General features: G+C 50.7%; 15 protein-coding genes and 1 pseudogene. 7 read left to right on the top strand and 9 right to left on the bottom strand.

Annotated features, from left to right (window positions below):
* Nucleotides 1–137 precede the first annotated feature (137 nt).
* The 7 genes from ACYQ8U_RS11480 to ACYQ8U_RS11450 form a co-directional block, all read right to left on the bottom strand.
* Nucleotides 138–515: a response regulator gene (locus tag ACYQ8U_RS11480; protein WP_459945687.1), complete on the bottom strand. Its 378-nt coding sequence runs from the start codon at nt 513–515 to the stop codon at nt 138–140.
* Entirely contained in the window at nt 484–3,105 is a 2,622-nt protein-coding gene (locus tag ACYQ8U_RS11475; protein ID WP_459945686.1) for a PEP/pyruvate-binding domain-containing protein, read from the bottom strand. The genes ACYQ8U_RS11480 and ACYQ8U_RS11475 overlap by 32 nt, the downstream gene beginning before the upstream one ends.
* Nucleotides 3,106–3,189: 84 nt before the next feature.
* Complete coding sequence (locus ACYQ8U_RS11470; RefSeq protein ID WP_459945685.1) at nt 3,190–3,879, bottom strand: hypothetical protein; 690 nt, start codon at nt 3,877–3,879, stop codon at nt 3,190–3,192.
* Between the two features lies 1 nt (nt 3,880).
* Nucleotides 3,881–5,212 (bottom strand): sulfite exporter TauE/SafE family protein, encoded by a 1,332-nt coding sequence (locus ACYQ8U_RS11465; protein WP_459945684.1) that lies wholly within the window; start codon nt 5,210–5,212, stop codon nt 3,881–3,883.
* A gap of 62 nt (nt 5,213–5,274) precedes the next feature.
* Nucleotides 5,275–5,703: a response regulator gene (locus ACYQ8U_RS11460; RefSeq protein WP_459945683.1), complete on the bottom strand. Its 429-nt coding sequence runs from the start codon at nt 5,701–5,703 to the stop codon at nt 5,275–5,277.
* A gap of 55 nt (nt 5,704–5,758) precedes the next feature.
* Nucleotides 5,759–7,420: a sensor histidine kinase gene (locus tag ACYQ8U_RS11455; protein WP_459945682.1), complete on the bottom strand. Its 1,662-nt coding sequence runs from the start codon at nt 7,418–7,420 to the stop codon at nt 5,759–5,761.
* 9 nt (nt 7,421–7,429) lie between these two features.
* Nucleotides 7,430–8,041: a helix-turn-helix domain-containing protein gene (locus tag ACYQ8U_RS11450; RefSeq protein ID WP_459945681.1), complete on the bottom strand. Its 612-nt coding sequence runs from the start codon at nt 8,039–8,041 to the stop codon at nt 7,430–7,432.
* A 328-nt stretch (nt 8,042–8,369) separates the two neighbouring features.
* On the opposite strand from ACYQ8U_RS11450, the gene ACYQ8U_RS11445 reads away from it, so the two are divergent.
* Together ACYQ8U_RS11445 and ACYQ8U_RS11440 are read left to right on the top strand one after the other, a co-directional pair.
* Entirely contained in the window at nt 8,370–9,599 is a 1,230-nt protein-coding gene (locus tag ACYQ8U_RS11445; protein WP_459945680.1) for a PAS domain-containing sensor histidine kinase, read from the top strand.
* Between the two features lie 3 nt (nt 9,600–9,602).
* Nucleotides 9,603–10,997, top strand: coding sequence for a sigma-54-dependent transcriptional regulator (locus ACYQ8U_RS11440; RefSeq protein WP_459945679.1), 1,395 nt, complete (start codon nt 9,603–9,605; stop codon nt 10,995–10,997).
* A 17-nt stretch (nt 10,998–11,014) separates the two neighbouring features.
* Here ACYQ8U_RS11440 and ACYQ8U_RS11435 read toward each other — a convergent pair whose 3' ends face one another.
* On the bottom strand, nt 11,015–12,055 hold the full coding sequence (locus ACYQ8U_RS11435) for a GNAT family N-acetyltransferase (RefSeq protein ID WP_459945678.1): 1,041 nt from the start codon (nt 12,053–12,055) through the stop codon (nt 11,015–11,017).
* A gap of 146 nt (nt 12,056–12,201) precedes the next feature.
* On the opposite strand from ACYQ8U_RS11435, the gene ACYQ8U_RS11430 reads away from it, so the two are divergent.
* Nucleotides 12,202–13,320 (top strand): M20 family metallopeptidase, encoded by a 1,119-nt coding sequence (locus ACYQ8U_RS11430; protein ID WP_459945677.1) that lies wholly within the window; start codon nt 12,202–12,204, stop codon nt 13,318–13,320.
* A 58-nt stretch (nt 13,321–13,378) separates the two neighbouring features.
* Here ACYQ8U_RS11430 and ACYQ8U_RS11425 read toward each other — a convergent pair.
* A pseudogene (locus ACYQ8U_RS11425) lies at nt 13,379–13,941 on the bottom strand (DNA-3-methyladenine glycosylase I).
* Between the two features lie 313 nt (nt 13,942–14,254).
* On the opposite strand from ACYQ8U_RS11425, the gene ACYQ8U_RS11420 reads away from it, so the two are divergent.
* From ACYQ8U_RS11420 to ACYQ8U_RS11405, 4 genes are all read left to right on the top strand, one after another.
* Nucleotides 14,255–15,757, top strand: a complete 1,503-nt coding sequence (locus tag ACYQ8U_RS11420) for an MFS transporter (protein ID WP_459945676.1) — start codon at nt 14,255–14,257, stop codon at nt 15,755–15,757.
* Nucleotides 15,758–15,930: 173 nt separating this feature from the next.
* Nucleotides 15,931–16,485, top strand: coding sequence for a YbhB/YbcL family Raf kinase inhibitor-like protein (locus tag ACYQ8U_RS11415; RefSeq protein ID WP_459945675.1), 555 nt, complete (start codon nt 15,931–15,933; stop codon nt 16,483–16,485).
* Between the two features lie 85 nt (nt 16,486–16,570).
* Complete coding sequence (locus tag ACYQ8U_RS11410; RefSeq protein ID WP_459945674.1) at nt 16,571–16,771, top strand: DUF2905 domain-containing protein; 201 nt, start codon at nt 16,571–16,573, stop codon at nt 16,769–16,771.
* A 68-nt stretch (nt 16,772–16,839) separates the two neighbouring features.
* Nucleotides 16,840–17,157 (top strand): hypothetical protein, encoded by a 318-nt coding sequence (locus ACYQ8U_RS11405; RefSeq protein ID WP_459945673.1) that lies wholly within the window; start codon nt 16,840–16,842, stop codon nt 17,155–17,157.
* Nucleotides 17,158–17,585: the final 428 nt, after the last annotated feature.

Below are 17,585 nucleotides of genomic sequence, written 5' to 3'. Positions count from 1 at the left end.
TTCCACCTTCGATTCCATCCGGACCGAATACGGTATGGGCTACCACCGGCTGGCTTGCTGGTTAAGCCTTTGAGGAATGCCACAGGAGTGAACAGGAAAACAGGGCAAACTGAAATATTTCAACGCAGAGGCTACCATTACTCGGCAAGCGATTTTCTTGCCAACATGATTTTTTCAAGCAGCTCTTCGAAGTCGATTGGTTTCAGGCAGTAATCGAAGGCCCCCTTTCTTATCCCCGCAACACCTGCATGAGGTGAGGCATGACCGGTGAGAATTATCACCTCCAGGTGTGGATGAACCTTTTTCATCTCCGCCATACATTTGAGACCATCGAGTCCGGGCATCGAGACATCCATGACCACCACATCGAAATCCTCATGCTCAATCTGCTCCAGTGCGTCCATGCAGCTTTCCGCCAGACTAAAATCTACCTTCCTTCTGGAAAATAATTTTCCCATTGTCTCGCGGAAATCAGCTTCATCATCAACTAACAGGATTTTCTTTATCTTCGCCATGATCATCCTCCGCACATATTGATGCTGTTTTGCCAAGCATTTCTTCAATTTCCCGCAAAAACTTCTCCCGGTACCGGTCAACCACGCCAGGCTGCTCCATGACCATATCCAGCTGTCGGGCGTGCAGTGTCAGATAGCCAAGAACCTGCAATCGCTGTTCAAGGAATTCCAGCGATCGTTTTTTTACTCTGGCCAGCAGAGAGTCCGAACGTAACTCGATGCGAAAATCATACTGCAGCAGAATATCGGCCAGCAGCCTGGCACGAACCGCCTTGCGTTGCTGATCGGCGGCTCCGCCTTTAAATCTGAAAGTAACGTAGCTCTCGGTGAGCAGATCACTGAGATAGGCTTCAATCATGGCATAATGATAGCCCAGACGAACACTGAGATTGCAGAAATTTTTGGAAATAAGAAAATAATTTTTAGTGGTCAAAGCCGATGGCACCGACGGATCAAGCTCCGGCCGCATGGTCGACTGAAAGATAATCGAACCAAAACCCCGAGCGCTGACCCTGGGCGGTCCCTGCCAGGGATAGGCGGAAATACCCCGCCAGATGGCCAGCATCGGGATCGAGACAATGTCTTCGATCCGGATCGTTTTAACACCTTCCCCTGCCCCTTCCCGGAAACCATCGGCCAGATCTATCACCCACCATTCCAGCGGGACATCACCGACAAGTCGTTTGGCGGCGGACTGGTCAAAACGATGAGTCTGACCGAAACTGAACATCTCCGTCACCGATTTTTCATGACAGAAACGAGTGATGTCATGCAGAGTCTCACACCATGAGGATTTAAACCGTGGGGAGGCAGGGTCATTGAGGTTGAGCGGGGTAATCCACTGCAGGGCCTCGGTGAGAATCCTTTGGACCGGACTGCCGGCCATAATATCTTTTTTAACATTTTTTTGCCGCAGGAGATCCTCCCGGCGTCCGTCATATACAGCCCTGCCGGTGGCATGCAAGGTGATCGTTTGACCATCTTCAAGCAGTTTCAGAGCGTCCGGCAGACCAAACAGGGCGGGTATGCCGAATTCCCGTGAGACCGTCGCCAGATGTCCGGCCTCGGTGCCGCCTTCGGCAATAACCGCAGTGGCCCGATTGAGGAGCGGTGCCCACTCCGGCAAGGGGTGGGCAAGCAGCAGGATGCCTCCTTTTGGAAAACGACGCATGGCCTCGGGCGAGTCGACCCGGAAAACCTGTCCACTGGCAATGCCGTTGCTGGCACAAACACCGCCGAAGATAATTGGCTGTTCCCTTGAATCAGCGACAGTTATTTCCGGTTTTTTCGACGTTTCCACCGCGGGGTGTCCTCCGGTCAGCGGCCTGCTCTGCAGTATATAGAGCTCTCCCTGGTGGTCGAAGGACCATTCGATATCCTGCGGTTCGCCGAAATGTTCTTCAAGTAACAGCGCTGTTTCCGCCAGTTTTCTTAATTGATTATAGGTAAGAGATGGTCCGGCCGTCTGCGTTGTTCCCTGTTTGGCCACCAGTTGACGTATTTCATTGTAGACGACCGGGTAGGGTTTTTCCCGGCTGACGAGAAAAAGGTCGGCGGCCTGTGAGCCATCCACCACTCCTTTGGCGATTCCGGCCGTGGCATTGATGCGCAAAAGACCATTGTCTTCCTGCCCGGGGTCTCTGCTGTAAACAACCCCGCTGACCAGGGCGTCGACCATGACCATACACCCGACACACATCTCGATATCCTCATGCCGGTAGCCTCGTTTCCGCCGATAGGCAATGGCCCTGGCGCCGTATTTGCTGGCGATTACCTCTTTATATGCGGCAACAATATTGGTCCTATCGACATGCAACACACTATGGTAGAGACCGGCAAAGGACACCGTTGCGCTATCTTCGCCCAGTGCGCTTGACCGCATGGAAACCCGGCAACCGGCAAAGGCAGCTTTTTCGAGCCTGTTATAATGCACCAGCAGCAATTCCTCAAGATCTGCCGGCAGAGGCAAAGCGAGAATCATCGACTGAATGCCATGGCAACCCGTATAAAGGGCGTCAAGATCATCGGGATCAAGCACCTGCAGCCGCCTGTTGATCTCGGCGAGATGTTCGGCGGTGAGAAATTTTCTGGTAGCCGTGGCCGTCAGCACAAAACCTGGCGGGACCATAATCCCCGGAAGCCGGGAAAGCTCACCGAGACAGGCCATTTTATCGCCTGTCAGCGTTGCGTCTTTCAGGCTGAGTTCAGGTACTCCGAGAATAAACGGGCCCTGCGGCAACTCAGGTTTTTTTTCGATGATATATTCCAGATTGGAATTTATGGTATCGAATATTTTCTCCAGTTCACCATATCTGCCGGAGGACATGGCGAGGAGACTGCGGACCATTTTATAGACATTGACCAGGATGGTCGTTATCTTCGAGCGGATCACCGCCATCCGGTAACTGTCCCCGCCGTAATAGATCTTTTCCAGATCAGCCATGGCCTGCAGGGCATTATTGTTGGCCGTCAACAGACTGCGGAAATGCGTATACCTTTTCCGGAAGGCCTCAGCAAGTTCTTCCTGACTTAACACAGGAGGCGGCGCAGGGAACAGGCTTTCTTTTATCAACGAAAAAATCCGCAGCATACCATATCCTTTTCTGCCCTGCCGGATTAAGGCAAAGGTCTTCTTTCACCAATCCGGCAGGGTTTGATCAGTGCCAGCCAATAGCTAATGGCCTATTTTATACCCCAATCCTTCAAAGACATACATTAATCCAAACCCATACCAAAGAGTATAAAGAACATAGAAAGCAAGAGATGCAAGGACCAGGGCAATATTTGCCTTCCAGTCCTCGATTTTTACGCCATAGTAGTTATAAGCGGGTTCGAGGGCCTTTTTCTGTATATTATCAAATAATTTTGCCCCATCAAACCTCTTCTCCTTGGTGAGAAATTTACTAATGTTGCTACTTGATGTCCACCAGTTAAACATGACTCGTTTTTCATCATAGCCATATTTGTCTACCAGCGCTTGGCCGTTGTTATTGAACATCATGTCGGCATCTTCCAGAGCCGTTTTCATTATTTGCCCAACATTTCCCTTGATGTTCAAATCCAAACCTGTAGCCTCAACCTGGGCGCCGCTTGCCACAAACAATTTGGCAATTTCCGTGGCCTCCTGGTCATTGGCCACGGTAATTGTAACATCGATCGTCTTATCGGCAAATTTCTCACTTTCAGCCAATGATTGAGGGATGAAGTAGGACGAACCCTTCGAAATCATGTTGAAGAGGTTGTCCATATAATCAAGACCATTCATTTTGCCCGGAAAGACCGGAGTGAAGATGATCCCCAGCAGTACAAAAAAGGAGGCCACCATGACAATTCCACGGAATTTAAGTTTACGCTGCATGCTCATATTATTGACCCTCCGATTTCGCTTCTTTTAATTTGAGATCTGTTAAAACCGGCGCAGAAGACAGCGAATCCTCAGATTTCAGATCTTTTAAATGGGTGAAGAAGACGTAAAATACCCAGACGGCAAATGCACCGATAACCAGGAAGAAAAGACTGTTGCCAACCAAATCGAGCATGGCCCCGGTCTCTTTGGAAATCTGCAGGTAATCCATGCTTTTCAGCTTTCCGGGCATGGCAAAAAAGCGGTTGATGAAACCGGCCGTTACTGCCAGGGCGAAAAAACCGCGAATCTGAACACCCGGTACGACCTTGGTGACCAGGGAACCGATCTGCACACCGACCAGTGAGCCGAGCAGCATGCCCATGGCCAGGGTATAAAAAACAAATCCATAAATAGCATACTGGCTGATGGAAGTGTATCCAGCGGTAAAGACGATCTGGAATATGTCGGTTCCAACCGTGGTCATTGAGGAGACGCCAAGACCATAAACAAATATAGGGAAGGTCAGGAAACCGCCGCCGACTCCCATGATGGCGGCGGCAGCACCGACGATCAGACCGCTGCCCCAAAGGAACATCGCGGAGATCTTGCGGCCACCGGGGGTTACGCCCTGGTCAAAAGTCAGCATCGGTGGAATGTTTACCGATTGTATTTTCTGCCCCATTGGTGAGACATCCTCGGCACGGCTCGCTTTGTTCTTGACTAACGCGTCTCCTCGTCTTGCTTTGAAGTAATCCGTCAGGGCATAGAAGGAGAGAAAACCGAGAATAAACACATAAACAACGGTAATAAACAGATCACTCAGCACCGGGTTAAGGTCATAGAGATACCTGTTCAGCATCCCGCCCAGGGTTGCTCCGATAAGCGACCCGATAAGAAAATTGACCGCCAGGCTGACAGAGATATTGCCCATTTTTCTATGGAGCACACTGCCCATGATCGCTTTGGCGAAAATATGAAAAAGATCGGTACCAACTGCCAGGATACCTTTGACCCCTGCACTCATCAGCGCCGGGGCGATGATGAAACCGCCGCCTGCCCCAATACACCCGGTGATCAGCCCGGCACAGAGACCGACAAACACCGAAGCGAAGAAAATGAGATTGGTATAATGCGACGGCATGTAAGCTGACTTGCCGCCCAGCACATTCGGCAGTGTTCCGTCGCCCGCGGCCATGGCGATGCCGCCGATCAGGACCGGCAAAAGCATAAGAAAGAGAAGAGCCCTCCGTTTACCGCTCTTCAGGATATTGGTTGACATTTCCAGGTCCCACTTAGCGTAAGCCTGTGAGCCCTTTAGCATAAGCTCGTAAAACTCCCTGCAATTACCCATAATTTACACCTTTTGATTAAAATTATTAAGAATCCAGCGTCGCCTCACAGAACTGTTGTGTTTTAGATCGGCATGGACATATGTTTCTTCATCAGGGCCGCTTCAATCTTTTCCTGCTGTAGACGTTTCTTTTCATATGCATCGGACAGTTTTTCCAGCAGTGGATCGAGCTCAATTGGTTTCATGAGATAATCGAAAGCTCCAAGTTTCATGCCTTCTATTCCCGAATCCACTGAAGCGTGTCCGGTCAGCAGAATGACCTCCACCAGGGGCTTCAGGCTGCGTATTCGCCGCAGGGTCTCGATACCATCAATTCCGGGCATCTTGATATCGAGCAACACCACATCGGTACGACTGTGTTCCAGGATTTCCAGAGCCTTCAGTCCATTTTCCGCACCCTCCGCATGGAGTCCTCGCTTTTCCAGACTTTTGGTAATGACATCGCGGAATTCATCCTCATCATCGACGACCAGTACGTTAAATTCTCTCATGATGTACTCCTTTTTTTGAGATGATAAAAAAGTTCAGAAGATCTCCCATTACGTATCACTCCTGCTTGCCGTAGCTTTTAATCGGCAGGATGACCCTGAAGAGAGCACCTCCACTCTTCCTGTTTTCGACTGAAATAGTGCCACCCAATTTTTTGACAATGTCATAGCTTATATAGAGTCCCAGTCCGGTTCCTTTGTCGGGATCCTTCGTGGTAAAAAAAGGATCGAAAATTTGTTCCAGGTTTTCCGGATTGATGCCCGGCCCATTGTCGGCACATTCAATAACCAGACGGCCATCACCACTCAAGCTCGTATTGATTTCAACCGTCCCTTTTGGACCGACCGCATCGAGGGCATTGTTTATGAGGTTGAGAAAAACCTGCTGGAGTTGCGGTCCATCGGTCATTGTGGCGGGTAAGTCAGGACTGAAATTCTTGATGATGGCAATGCTGTTGTTCTCAGCTTCCCGCTCGACAAAGGACAGGGTTTCAGAAATAAGCTCATTGATATGCACCCGATCCTGCTGCGCCGTCATTTTTTTTGAGAAACCAAGCAGTCGGTGAGTGATAGTGCCGGCCCGCTTGACATGATGGCGAATCTTCTCGATGGAACTCTGATATTCCGCCAAATTTTTCACAGCTGCCGGATCTTCATCAGGGAGCAGTTCGCTGATCCATCCGGCTTGCGAGGTGATCATCTGCAGCGGATTATTTATTTCATGGGCAATACCTGCCGCCAGGCGGCCGATTGTCGCCATTTTTTCGACATGGGCAAACTGCATGCTGTTGGCGGCATGCTCCTTGTCCGCCCGCTCAAGATTGCGGGCTAAAGCCACACTGGTCGCCACTGCGGCGGACAAAGAAAGAAAAATGATCGTTCCGACAATGATGAAAACACGGTTGCGCAGGGCCAGATAAAAATCCATCGAATCGGCTAAATTGGCTTTCAACACCAGCAACCATTGGCCATTGCCGATCCAGCGTGTTTTGTAGATATCGGTTTTGGTTATCACCGCCTGGGATTTGTTATCAAAAGAGATGAGTTTTTTTTCGTTTTCATCAAGCTCCGTTCTGTTCAACAAACTCGGAGTCTGGAAATTCCCTGCCCGATTGATAATAAATGCGTCGCTATGCGGTCCGAGCTGGGCGGAATGAAGCAGTGAGTTAAAGCTGCTCGAATTGATGGTCGCCCGCAACACAAAGCTCTTCAGGGAGTCGGTAACCGCCACGACAAAATGAGGGACATTGCGAAAACCGGTAAAAACATCACTGAAATGCACGCCGCTTAACAAGGTTTCCTGGAACCACTGTGCATCACTGTACTTTTTATCTTTGACCATGGTGCGATAAGGGCCGACATAGGTGTGCTGCATGCCTGCCGCATCGATCACTTGGAGATCGACTATATCCCCCCCCCCTCGCGAATTCATGGCCAGATAGAGGTTGTCGAGGTTTTGCTGGACAAGAAAAAATTCCCGGGGGTACAAGGAGACCATCATGCTGAGCAGGGAAATCTTATCATTGAGAAAGTTGGAGATAACTTCGCTGCGGTGTTCGATGGTGCTGGTCGCCAATTCCCGCAGCTTAATGACATTTGTCTGCTCGACGGTGTCCTTCATTATCCAGGCAAAGATCAGGATCGGTAAGATACTCAGGCAGAAAAAGGCGATCAGCAGCCTTCTGGTTATTGCCGAATAGTATTTTTTCTTTCTCTCCATGCTGATTCCTCACCTTGTGAAAAATAAACTTAATCCTGTTGCTAGTTGATGGTCCGGCAGGCTCTCAGAAACAATCAGGTCCGCAGGTAGGGAAAGCAGACCATTATCAACTGCAAGCTTGGTAGCCTGGTCGGCGATGAGGATGGTTCTCAAAGCCGGCATGGTTGATAAAAACTCAAGCGTTTCGACCAGATCTTTATTGAACGATTTTTGAAAAATAACTACCACATCAGGTTTGAAGGTCAGGATACTCAAATGGGAAGGTCGTCCGAGAGTTGTGCTCTTTGCCAGCACGAGATTATAATTTTCGGCAAACAGCCGGCAGATCTGCTCGGAGCTTTGCTCTTTCTCCCGCAGCTCAACACTGCTGAAGGCTATAAACAGGATTTTTCCGGTCTTGGGAGGAAGGAGAGAAGAAACGACAGGCATATTATTTCGCAGCAGGAAGGTCAGGACTTCATCCTCTGCCACCAAATGTTCGTCAACTGCAGCCGAATGGAGGATTTTTTGAGAAACCCATCCCTTCACCTTCTTTGGTGAAATTCGACAGGCTGTGGCGATCTCGTCAATGGTGAGATATCTCGGCTGTTTTTCGCCTTTATAATACAATCCTCTGATCATCGACCCTCTCCTGTTGCCGATCGGTTGAAGGCTCCTCGCTTTTATAATGTCTTGTTACTAGCAACCGTCATGCCGGTTTGAACCAACTGGTGAAATATCAATATATTAATTTTAATAACATTGACTTAGCGAACTTCTGCCAGAACGGATAGGGAGACTCGAACAAAGACTGCACAAGGTTTTTTGTGAAGCAGTGGTGACAAAAACAACCCTCCCTCGACAATCCTTTGAAATGAGGAAAGAAATATTGTTAACTGATGGTTACAATCGAAATTTGTTTTGCTGCCGCGATGTATAGTTGAGGTGACAAAAGGAGACCTAGAGACCTATGGAAAGTGATAACAATGCGGAAAACGGGAACAATATCCTCATTGACATTCTTGAGAGACAGAAAAAAGATCTTGTTGTCAGGTTTCTGAAAAAACATGAAGAAGTCGAGGCAAACAAATCATTTATCGATAAGATCATGTCCAATCTCTCGGACCTGATCATTGTTCTCTCCGCCGATCTGAAGATTGTCCAGGCGAACAAGGAGTTCTATAATGTTCTTGAAGTCAAGGAGCAGGAAACCGGCCTGTCACTCAGCGATATCACCGGTAAAGAGAGCTTGCAGCTCCTGACCGAACGGTTATCGGCCGGAGAATTTCAGGATCTGGAAACCACCTTGCTCAGTCACAGCGGCAAACCTGTGCCGGTTATTATCAGGGGGACAACCTATATCACCGAATCCGGGCGCATCCTGCATATGCTGGTCGCTTCCGACCGGCGCGATTTTTATGAAGTCATGGGCCGGATGCGGGAAGTACAGGATCAGCTCATCCACTCCGGCAGGCTGGCCAGTCTTGGTGAAATGGCCGCCGGTATCGGCCACGAATTGACCCAGCCTTTAAACACCGTGCTGCTGCTTGCCCGCAACTGCATCAAGGCTATGGATGATCCTTTACATAATGCGGCAATGATCAAGGAAAACCTCGTGACAATCATTGAACGGGTGAATCATTCCTCAAGCATTATCCGCAGTCTCAAAGGTTTTGCCAGCAAGGTAAAAGAAGAGGTTGCACCGGTGAGAATCAATGTCATTATTTTTGATGTCCTCAGTTTTCTTGACGCGCAGCTGCTTCTCTCGGATATTAAGGTTGACCTGACGTTGGATGAGAATGACAATCAGGTCCTGGGGCAGGAGGTGCGAATCGAGCAGGTTCTCCTCAATCTCATCCAGAATGCCATCCAGGCGATGGCCGAGACCAGCGACCCGATCCTCAGGATAACCACATTCAAACATACCGGTGTCGATCCTGATAGCCTGCAGCCAAAAGCTTATGTCGGAATCTCCGTCATCGATAACGGGGAAGGAATTGAGATGGATGTCCTGAATAAAATCTTCGATCCGTTTTTCACGACCAGAGAGGTGGGTTCCGGTATGGGGCTGGGATTATCGATAGTCGAACGGATTGTCAGAGGCTTCGGCGGACATATCAAGGTGACCAGCACGCCGCACAGCGCCACCACCTTTACGGTATATCTGCCTGAATATACCAATAATAATTGTCAAGGATAGCTCATGACAGACGTAGCCCCGGAAATAAACCGCTCTATTCTGGTCGTTGATGACGATCAATATCTTCTGTCGGCTATCGGCCAGACTTTGATGCTCAACGGCTACAAGGCTGATCTTCAAGCCAGCCCGCTGACGGCTCTGCAAAGGGTCAAAAACGCATCTTACATGGCAGTCATCGCCGATATCCGGATGCCGGGAATGGATGGCATGCAGCTGCTTGCCGCGATAGGCGCAGTTGATCGCGATCTGCCGATAATAATGATAACAGGCCACGGCGATGTGGCCCTGGCGGTTCAGGCTATTCGAGCTGGGGCCTATGATTTTCTTGAAAAGCCCGTGGATGAGGAAGTGCTCCTCGCCTCCCTGCAGCGGGCGGTGGAAAAAAGACGATTGATACTTGAAAACCGAAAACTCCAGGAGGATCTTGCCCGCCAATGTCACCAGTCCTTTTTCCGCGGCATGGTTGGCTGTCATCCCTTAATGCACCGCCTCTTTGATGTGGTGGAAATGGTGGCCAAAGAGACGGACCCTGTTTTGCTCAGCGGTGAAACGGGGACAGGCAAAGAACTGGTGGCCCAGGCCATTCATCAGATTGCCAGCCCGAAAGGCCCCTTCGTCGGGGTGAATATGGCCGCCCTGCCGGCCGAGATCGTCGAGTCGGAACTGTTTGGTCATGAGCGCGGTGCTTTCACCGGAGCAGTCGCCGCAAAAATCGGTAAGTTCGAATATGCCAAAGACGGTACGCTGTTCCTCGATGAGATCTGCAGCCTTCCTCTTCCCCTGCAGGCGAAACTGCTCCGGGTTCTGGAGGAGCGCAGTTTCTGCCGTCTGGGCAGCAACACCCAGCTGCCGCTGCAGGCACGGATCATTTCCGCGACCAATAAGAATCTTGCCGATGAAATCTCCTCCGGTACCTTTCGGCAGGATTTATTTTACCGCCTCAATGTCCTGTCGATCGATATCCCCCCGCTCAGAAAACGCAAAGACGATATCCCCCTGCTGGTTGAGTTTTTCCGCCAGGAATATTGCCGGGGGCGAGAGCAGTCGGTGCCGCCTTTCACCGCGCAGCAGCTCGAGGAAATCTGCAGTCAGGATTGGCCGGGCAATATCCGCGAACTGCGAAATTATGTGCGGAGAATCTGTGTCTTCGGCGAGGAGCCCACAATCGAAAATAAAGATTCAAGCCCTGTGCCCCCCGATTTGAGTGAAAAAAAATTACCACAGCTTCGGGATTATATCGAGCCACTCGAAAAGGAGTACATAACCCGCGTCCTCTGCGGGCATGGCGGGAAGGTGGGCCTGGCACATCAGGTGCTGGGACTCTCCCGCAAAGGGCTGTACGATAAGATCAACAAATATTCGATCGACCTGGATGCCTGCAAGGACGGACTGGAGTGATCAATAACACCACTCTTTCACTGGGGAAATGACGTCCCGGTTTCAACCATTTCGCGCTGGTCAATGGCCTTAAAAAACATCTGCACCTCCGGACTCTCACTCTGCCGCCGGCGGTATTGCGGCGGACTCTCGGCAACAAAGCCTAATTGCAGAAAAAGGGCCTGCAGGCGGGGATTCCTGGTCAAGGAAATAAAGCGGCTGTAGCCCTGGGCAACCATCGTCCGCATAAAGGCATTGACCGTATACACCCCGACCCGCTGGTTGCGAAACCGCGTGGAAATGGCCAGGGCGCCCAGTTCGATGGTCCTCTCATCGATTATCTTCTGTTCCATGCAGCCGACGACAATGCCGTCAATGGCCGTGACAAAAAATCGCTGCCGGTTCTGGCGTACATACTGTTTGCTGCGAGGCTTCAAAAATCCTGAGCGTTTATACATGGCCAGAATGCGATGGACGATGGCCACATCCTCGTCGGTCTGTACCTGCCGGAACTCCTCGTTGAAGTTATCGGCGATCATCGTGCCGGTCCCTTCCACGGTAAACAGCTCGTGCTTTATGGCATTTTTCCCAGCGGGCAGGATATGGATACGGTCGCACTGGCCGGCCTCTATCTTTTCGCAGAGACGGTTCATATTGTCTTTGAAATTGACATTGGCGATAAAGTCAGCAAAGTCGGCCATGCCTTCCCGTACCCGGCTGGTGGTAAGCGCATTGATCTTATTGCCGTTATTGTCGATCAGGAAGCGTCGCTCGAGAAAAATAAGCTTATAGACGGTATCCGGATGGTCGAGGACCGCCTGGTAGAAGTCCAGCTCCGGGGCAATCCGGATGAGGCTGGTTTCGGGAAGGCGCATTTCCAGCTTTCGCAGCAATTTCTGGTTGGCAAAGCGATGCGGCAGGTTGTGAAACAGCGTGGTAACTACGCCTTTTCTCACCAAAAATTTAATATCGGCAACAATCTCAGTGAAATGATCGCGCAGGATTCCCTCCCGACAGGCGATGCACACCGTTCGGCCGACGAGATTTTTTACATACTCATTGAGATAAAGCTGTGCCATGAAAACACACTGAGACGGCTAATTTTCGTTGGACCCCCAACTTATCATCGCTCGCGAAAGTACCATCAAAACTATCATGTTCGCATACATCCGGCAATTTTAAAAACCCATCACCGGGATTGTTTTACCAATTATCAGGGAATATCATGCCGCATACTCTTGCCTTATCTTTAGCCCAACAGCTGGTCCGACGGAACACCGTCAATCCGCCCGGCAACGAAACGGACGCCGTCCGCATTGTCGCGCCGCTGCTGCAGGACGCCGGCTTTCTCATCAAGGAATACCAGTACGGGCCAAATCGCAGCTCGCTGGTGGCGCATAAAGGGCGAACCGATCAGCCCTCCGTCATCCTGTCCGGTCATCTGGATACGGTTCCCTTTGGCTCCCAGCCCTGGACGATGGAGCCCCTTGACGCCTTGGTGGTCGATGGCAAACTCTTTGGCCGAGGGGCGGCGGATATGAAAGGGGGCGTGGCCGTGCTTGTCGCCGCCGCGCTGCATGTCGCATCGACAATTAAAGACCAGCCGCTTACCCTGGTGCTGACCGCCGACGAAGAGATTGGCTGCGGGGGAGCAACCCGGCTCATCGACCGGCAGGTGCTTCCCAAAGCCCGTTGTATACTGGTCGCCGAACCCACCGGCAATGTCCCCATGCTCGGTCACAAAGGGGTGTTCTGGTTGAAGACCCTGTTCCACGGCATAACCGCCCATGCCGCATTTCCCGAACTGGGCGACAACGCCCTGCTCAAGGCGGCAAAGGCCGTTGTTGCGGTCAATGAGGACCTCGTCCGGGGCAGACACCATGCCGTCATGGGCGAGGCAACCCTGGTCACCAGCCGTTTTTTCAGCGGTGACAACTACAACTCCGTTCCCGATCTGGCGGAAGTGGGTCTTGATATCCGTTCTACCGTCAACTGGTCCCATGCCGAAATTCTGCAGAAACTTCACGCGCTGCTGGCACCTCTCGGCCCTGAATTTCAGGTACTCTTTGATCTGCCGCCGCTGTGGACGCCCCCCGACACGGCAATCATACACGAGATTTTTGCCGCCTGTGACACCGTCCGGGGCCAGGCACACCCGCCGGCAATTGTCACCTTTTATACCGATGGCGGGGTTCTTGGTCCAGGTCTCGGCAATGCGCCTGTTGTCGTGCTCGGTCCGGGGGATTCCGGTATGGCCCACAAAGTAGATGAATATGTCGCGGTGGCTGATTTAACCGAAGGGGTGGATCTCTATCTCGAGATTCTTTCCCGGCTGTGCCGATAGCCGGCGGCGAAGGCCAGCGCCTTTATCGTATCGGATAAATCAAACCGGTTATGCATGCTTACTGCAGCTCTCTTACGGCAGAATATCGAAAACACGAAAGCAAATGATCATTCACCATGCCAACTGCCTGCATATATGCATAGATGATGGTTGGACCAACGAAGGACATGCCCTCTTTTTAAGATCTTTGGAGATGGCCCAGCTCTCGGCTGTTGTTGCCGGAACATCTGTGATCGTCTGGCGTTTGCCATCCAGCGGTTTTCCACCGGCGAAGCGCCAGATGTACGCATCGAAACTGCCGAACTCCTTCTGGATATCGAGAAAGACAATGGCGTTCTTTCTCGTGGTAAATATTTTAAGACGATTGCGAATAATTCCCGGATTTTCAACTTGTTCTTCCAGTTCATTGTCAGTCATACAGGCAACGTTTTTCGCTGCAAAGCCCTGGAATGCGGTGCGATATGCCTCCCTTTTTCGTAACACCGTTTCCCAGCTCAATCCAGCCTGCGCCCCCTCCAATATGAGCATTTCAAAATGCCTTCGATCATCATGTACCGGCACCCCCCATTCTTCATCATGATACGCCAAGAGGTTTGCAGTAACCCAATCACATCGTTTCATACCGGTATCCTTTTATGATTATCGTATCTTTTATCTCCCATTATCCAGCCATGGTCAAAGCCATCGTCGATGAAAGGTTCCGCCGCTGCTTGAAACCTGATCTTCAATACCTTCCTCAATGGAACCCTCCTGAACTGAATCTTCCTGTATTGAATCTTCCTGTGTTGACTCACAACCAGGGAGTATGTACTTGTTGTCAATGCGCATATTCATTTACTCATTTTTGTGAAAGGTGGAAAGCTGTAGTTCTTGGCGAGCAAAATTTATATTTCCTTTTTGATAGCACTCCCAGTCAATTGCACAATTTATCGATATGCCGAAACCCACTTCGCAAAACAGGCCCTTTATTATTATTGCCGCACTTCTGGCACTTTTTTTGGGGGCCTTGGATGCCCTGATCGTCAGTGCGGCAATGCCTTCTATCGTCACCGATCTCGGAGGCCTGACCCTGTACAGCTGGGTCTATTCCGCCTATTTTCTGGCCCGGGCAGTGTGCCTACCGATATTTGGTAAATTGGCCGACCGGTACTCCAGCAGAAAGCTCTTCCTCTTTTCCATCACCGTGTTTTTGCTGGCCTCGCTTATGGCCGGCGCCGCCCCATCGATGTTTATTCTCATCAGTGCCAGAGTCTTCCAGGGGATCGGCGCGGGTGGAATATTTGCCCTGGTGTATATTGTCCTTTCGGATATTTCGCCCCCCGGTGAACGTGGCAAGACACTCTCGCTTGCCAGTTCCGTCTGGGGCATTTCATCGATTATCGGTCCGACCTTGGGCGGGGTAATCGTCACCTATGTCTCCTGGAGGTGGATTTTTTATATTAATGTGCCGCTGGCTCTCGTCTCCCTTGCAACAATAAGTCGTTGCCTGCAGCAACAGGCCCGCACGCCGAAAAAAGTCCGATTGGATATAGCCGGTATTACCTGTCTTTCCGGCTTTATTCTTTGCTTTCTGACAATCTTCATCATTGGTGGGCGAAATTATGGCTGGGTGTCCGGTGAAATAGTGGGGCTCGGCGCGCTATCAACGATTTTTGCCGTACTTTTTATAATCATTGAAAAACGGGCGGCTGATCCGGTGCTCGATCTCCGCTTTTTCGCCCGGCCGGTCTTTGCCCTCGGCAACGGCGCGGCCTTCTTCGCCAGCTTTGCAATTTTTTCACTTTTTGCCTATGTCCCGCTTTTTATTGAAGGGGCACTGGCAAAAACCCCCATGCAGGTGGGACTAAGCATGCTCTCCCTAAGCCTTGGCTGGTCGACAGGTTCTCTGGTGCTCGGTCGATTCGTTGACGGCACAGGCAGCAAGCTGGCCGCCGTAGTGGGTGGTTTCATCCTGGTGATCAGCAGCGCGGCTATGCTGTTTTTTACCCCGCAGACCTCTCTGGTCGTCTGCTTTGTGATTTTTCTGCTGGCCGGTTTGGGCATGGGTTTTGTCACCTTGTCCACACTGTTGCTGGTACAAGCAGATCTTTCCATGGTCAACCTGGGAGTGGCGACTTCCTTTCACCAGTTTTCCAGGACGCTTGGCGGAACGATCGGGGTGGGTATCTGCGGTGGTGTGATGACAACCGGGCTGGTTCATAATCTGCAAGAGTCTTCGGCCATGATCCCGTCCAAGGTTATGGATCTGCTGCATAAAAGCATGGAAAATCTTTTTCGTGAAGAATTCAGGCGGATGCTGAATGAGCAAAGTGAAGCGCTGCTCTCACTGGCGATATCGAACGCGATGTCGATTGTTTTCTGTATTATTTTCGGAGCGACACTGCTCTGCCTTGGTTGCACTGTGTTGTTGCGTAAGAGAGTACCGGCCAGAGATTAGTGCCTGACTCCTGAAAACATGCCATAAAAAGAGGCAGACCATCTGTAAGGTACAGACTGCTTTTAGTGGAGTAAAATAATATCAGTTGAACCAATGAGGGGCGATGATTAAAATTCTCTGATAATTATCACACCGCATAGGTTGTTCCACCACTCTTTCGGATTGGATTACACATGCTGAGTCGGCGTGGGATAATACATCAGCTGATTGCGCCATTGCTGATAGTGACGCAGCGCATGCTGTTTGCGGCAATGGCCCATAGCAAGGAGGGAGTAGAAATGGAGAGTTTGAGCATTTCGAGTAAGGCCTTCAAACATGGCGAGGCGATTCCGGTCCGCTACAGTTGCGACGGGAGCGATATCAGTCCACCGCTGCAGATTGGCGCACTACCACCGAACACGGGAAGCCTGGCGCTGATCATGGATGATCCGGACGCCCCGGTTGGTACCTGGGTACATTGGGTCGTCTGGAATATCCCGACAGAGGCGCGCGATATTCACGAAAATGCCCTGCCTGCCGGCGCAATGCAGGGCAGAAACAGCTGGAAGCGAAATACCTATGGCGGCCCATGCCCACCATCAGGGAAGCATCGTTACTTTTTCAAAATTTATGCCCTCGATAGCGTTGTCAATCTCGGCCAGGCGACCACGAAAGAAGACCTTGAACGGGCCATGCAGGGGCACATACTGGCCAAGGGAGAGTTGATGGGGACCTACAGCAGGAATTGAACCAGGGTGCAGTTCGGTTTGAAGTTTAATCGAACGAGAAATTTCCTGTCGCTCTGTACTATATGGGTCATGGTAGAGGCAGAACATGGCAAAGACATTAATCACCATCGGCATTATCTTCGTCATTCTTGGCCTGTGCTGGCCATTGTGGCAAAAATTGAATCTAGGCCGGCTGCCTGGTGATTTTGTCTTCAAATCTGAAAATTTTAAGTTTTACTTTCCCTTGACCACGTGTATTGTCATTTCTGTGGTGCTGTCGATCCTGTGGTGGATTTTCAAGAAATGACGTCAATCTGTAAGGTACTGACCACGTGCACTGTTTTACAGGGTAACCTCATGAAAAGGAGACGTTCAATGCTCAATTACCGAAAGACACTCATGACATGTTTTCTCATAGTTGCCCTGCTGGTGTCTCCGTTTTCTGCTTTGGCCGAGACAGGGAAACCGACACCGGAGCAAGGAAAGATCAGTCCGGAAGCCATGTCCATTGACATTATCGCTGCGCGACCGCTGGGCTTGGCTGCTACCGTGCTCGGTACAGTGGTTTTTGTTGTTTCCTGGCCCTTTTCCGCCCTCGGCGGTAATTCTGAGCAGGCCTGGGACACCCTGGTGGTGAGCCCGGCACAATACACCTTCCAGCGTCCGCTCGGTGATTTTAACCAAGAAAATTGAAGACAAAGCCTCGCAAAACAATTCCTGAAAAAGACTGGGGATAGAGCGCCGGAGAAATATCTCTAAAAACGCCTCGCTTCAGTCCCTTGAACGGTGGTTTGCCTGCGTATTATCTCCCCCATCATCGTATTGTCTTTCCTGCTCTTTTTAGCCAAAAATTTGTCATGACCTCATAAAATTCTTCCTCTGCGTCATTGTTCGCCCGCAGAAAGTGCCCCCGGGGTACAAAATTTCTATCGTTGCGACGTACTCTGATACGCCGAAGTATTATAAATTTTTCGTGCCAAATATATCAGGGATGAGCTCCAAGTCTGCCTAGTGAGTGCCGAAGATGCTGCACTGTGCCACAAGCGAGAAAAGAACAGGAATACAAAGTGTTGCGAAAAAAATAAAGGGAGCAAAAAACTCCAGATTTGTGATATAGTTTG

This window comes from Desulfocastanea catecholica (assembly GCF_054657295.1).
This window is presented reverse-complemented; position numbering and strand designations above follow the sequence as displayed.